This is a genomic window from Collinsella sp. LCP19S3_B6 (genome assembly GCF_052121815.1).
Classification (GTDB): domain Bacteria; phylum Actinomycetota; class Coriobacteriia; order Coriobacteriales; family Coriobacteriaceae; genus Collinsella.
This window is the reverse complement of the sequence record NZ_JBQKDN010000038.1, coordinates 1-2,624: the sequence shown is the minus strand read 5'-3', so window position 1 is coordinate 2,624 and position 2,624 is coordinate 1. Positions and strand designations below refer to the sequence as shown.

Below are 2,624 nucleotides of genomic sequence, written 5' to 3'. Positions count from 1 at the left end.
ACGGCTCGGTGCCGTCCACCGGTCAGCGGCGCCCTGGCCTCCCACGGGCTGGCCCCGCAGTACTCTCGGCGCGATGGGGCTTAGCTTCCGGGTTCGGAACGGGACCGGGCGTGCCCCCCATGCTCTGGCCGCTGACCGGTGGGCGGCGCCCACCGTTACGGTGCCCGGTGTCTCATCCACGTGCCCTGGGGGCCGCATGGCGCATAGGAGAGATCCGACTCGGGGGCATCCTCGTGCCCGGACCGCGCGTGAGCGCTGGGTCCCGCGGGCCGCGAGGTGCGGTTCCGGAAGAGCTCGGGCGATTAGTGCGGCTCGGCTGAGGGCGTCGCCGCCCTTGCACCTGCCGTCTATCGACCAGGTAGTCTACCTGGGCCCTTACCGGAAGGAGAACTAATCCCTGGAACGGCTTCCCGCTTAGATGCCTTCAGCGGTTATCCGCGCCGCACGCGGCTACCCGGCCGTGCCGTTGGTCGACAACCGGTTCACCGGAGGTGCGTCCACCCCGGTCCTCTCGTACTGGGGGCAGCCTCCATCGATTCTCCTGCGCCCACGGAGGATAGGGACCGAACTGTCTCACGACGTTCTGAACCCAGCTCGCGTACCGCTTTAAACGGCGAACAGCCGTACCCTTGGGACCTGCTCCAGCCCCAGGATGCGATGAGCCGACATCGAGGTGCCAAACCTTGCCGTCGATGTGGACTCTTGGGCAAGATCAGCCTGTTATCCCCGGAGTACCTTTTATCCGTTGAGCGACGGCCCACCCACTCGGGGCCGCCGGATCACTAGAGCCTGCTTTCGCACCTGCTCGGCTTGTGGGCCTCGCAGTCAAGCCCGCTTGTACTCTTGCATTCAAAAGGACGGTTGCCGACCGTCCCGAGCGGACCTTCGCGCGCCTCCGTTACCCTTTAGGAGGCGACCGCCCCAGTCAAACTGCCCGCCTGGCACGGTCCCCGAGCCGGTTGACGGCCTCGGGTTAGGACGCCGGTCGCGCGAGGGCAGTATTCCAAGGGCGGCTCCCCGGGGGCTGGCGCCTCCGGATCTTCGCCTCCTGCCTATCCTCTACACGCGGGACCAGCGGCCAATGCCAAGCTGCAGTGAAGGTTCACGGGGTCTTTCCGTCCTTCCGCGGGTAAGTCGCATCTTCACGACCAGTGCAATTTCACCGGGTCCATGGTCGAGACAGCGCCCAAGTCGTTGCGCCTTTCGTGCAGGTCGGAACTTACCCGACAAGGAATTTCGCTACCTTAGGACCGTTATAGTTACGGCCGCCGTTTACCGGGGCTTGGCTTCGGGGCTTCGCGCGGTGCGCTAACTCCTCCGCGTGACCTTCCGGCACCGGGCAGGCGTCAGACCCTATACGTCGCCTTGCGGCTTCTGCAGAGTCCTGTGTTTTTGGTAAACAGTCGCTTGGGCCTCTCCACTGCGGCCCGCCTCCGCTCCCGGAGCAAGTCCGTTCACGTACGCGCGGGCACCCCTTCTCCCGAAGTTACGGGGCCATTGTGCCGAGTTCCTTGACCATGGTTGACCCGATCGCCTCGGTATGTTCTACCCACCCACCTGTGTCGGTTTGCGGTACGGGCGCGCACGCGCCTGCCTAGGGGTTTTTCTAGGGACCTCGGGCTCACTCGCTTCGCTTAAGTGCTTCGTCCGGAGCCTCGCCCTCGATGCGGACCGGATTTCCCTGGTCCGCGGGCCGCGCTCCATCACGGGGACGTCCAGAACCCCGCCGAGCCACCCCCATCCGTCGCCCCGTCGGTCGTAGCGCCGCGTGCGCGGTGCAGGAATGTCTGCCTGCTGCGCGTCGGCTACGCCTCCCGGCCTCGCCTTAGCCCCCGACTGACCCTGGGAGGATTAGCCTTGCCCAGGAAACCTCGGGTTCACGGCGGACGAGTTACTCTCTCGTCTCTCGCTACTCATGCCAGCATTCTCACTCCCATGCGCTCCACCGTCGGTCGCCCTCCGGCTTCTCCGCCCATGGGAAGCTCCCCTACCGATTCTATAGATAAAATCCCGCCGCTTCGGTGTCCAGCTTAGCCCCGTGTATTGTCGGCGCATGTCCACTCGACCAGTGAGCTGTTACGCACTCTTTGAATGGATGGCTGCTTCTAAGCCAACATCCTGGTTGTCTGGGCGGACGCACATCCTTTGCCACTCGGCTGGAACTTGGGGACCTTAGCGGGCGGTCCGGGCTGTTTCCCTCTCGAGCACACAGCTTAGCCCACATGCTCTGACTGCCGCGCTCTGGGCCGCCGGCATTCGGAGTTCGGTTGGATTCGGTAGGCGGCGAAGCCCCCTCGTCCATCCGGTGCTCTACCTCCGGCGGTGAACGCGCGACGCTAGCCCTAAAGCTATTTCGGGGAGAACGAGATATCTCCGGGTTTGATTGGCCTTTCACCCCTATCCGCAGGTCATCGCCGCCGTTTTCAACCGACGTGCGTTCGGCCCTCCACGGGGTCTTACCCCCGCTTCAGCCTGCCCACGGATAGCTCACCCGGCTTCGCGTCCGCGGCGCGGGACTCAAGTCGCCCTGTTAAGGCTCGCTTTCGCTCCGGCTCCCTTTCGGTTAACCTCGCCCCGCGCCAGCGACTCGCTGGCTCATTCTACAAAAGGCACGCCGTCACACC

At 64.9% G+C, this 2,624-nt stretch carries 2 rRNA genes; both read right to left on the bottom strand.

Features of this window, described 5'->3' with window-relative positions:
* Window positions 1-20 precede the first annotated feature (20 nt).
* Window positions 21-136 (bottom strand): 5S ribosomal RNA (gene rrf, locus ACTQWD_RS08635).
* Window positions 137-281: 145 nt separating this feature from the next.
* Window positions 282-2,624, bottom strand: a 23S ribosomal RNA gene (locus tag ACTQWD_RS08630); the annotation flags it as partial.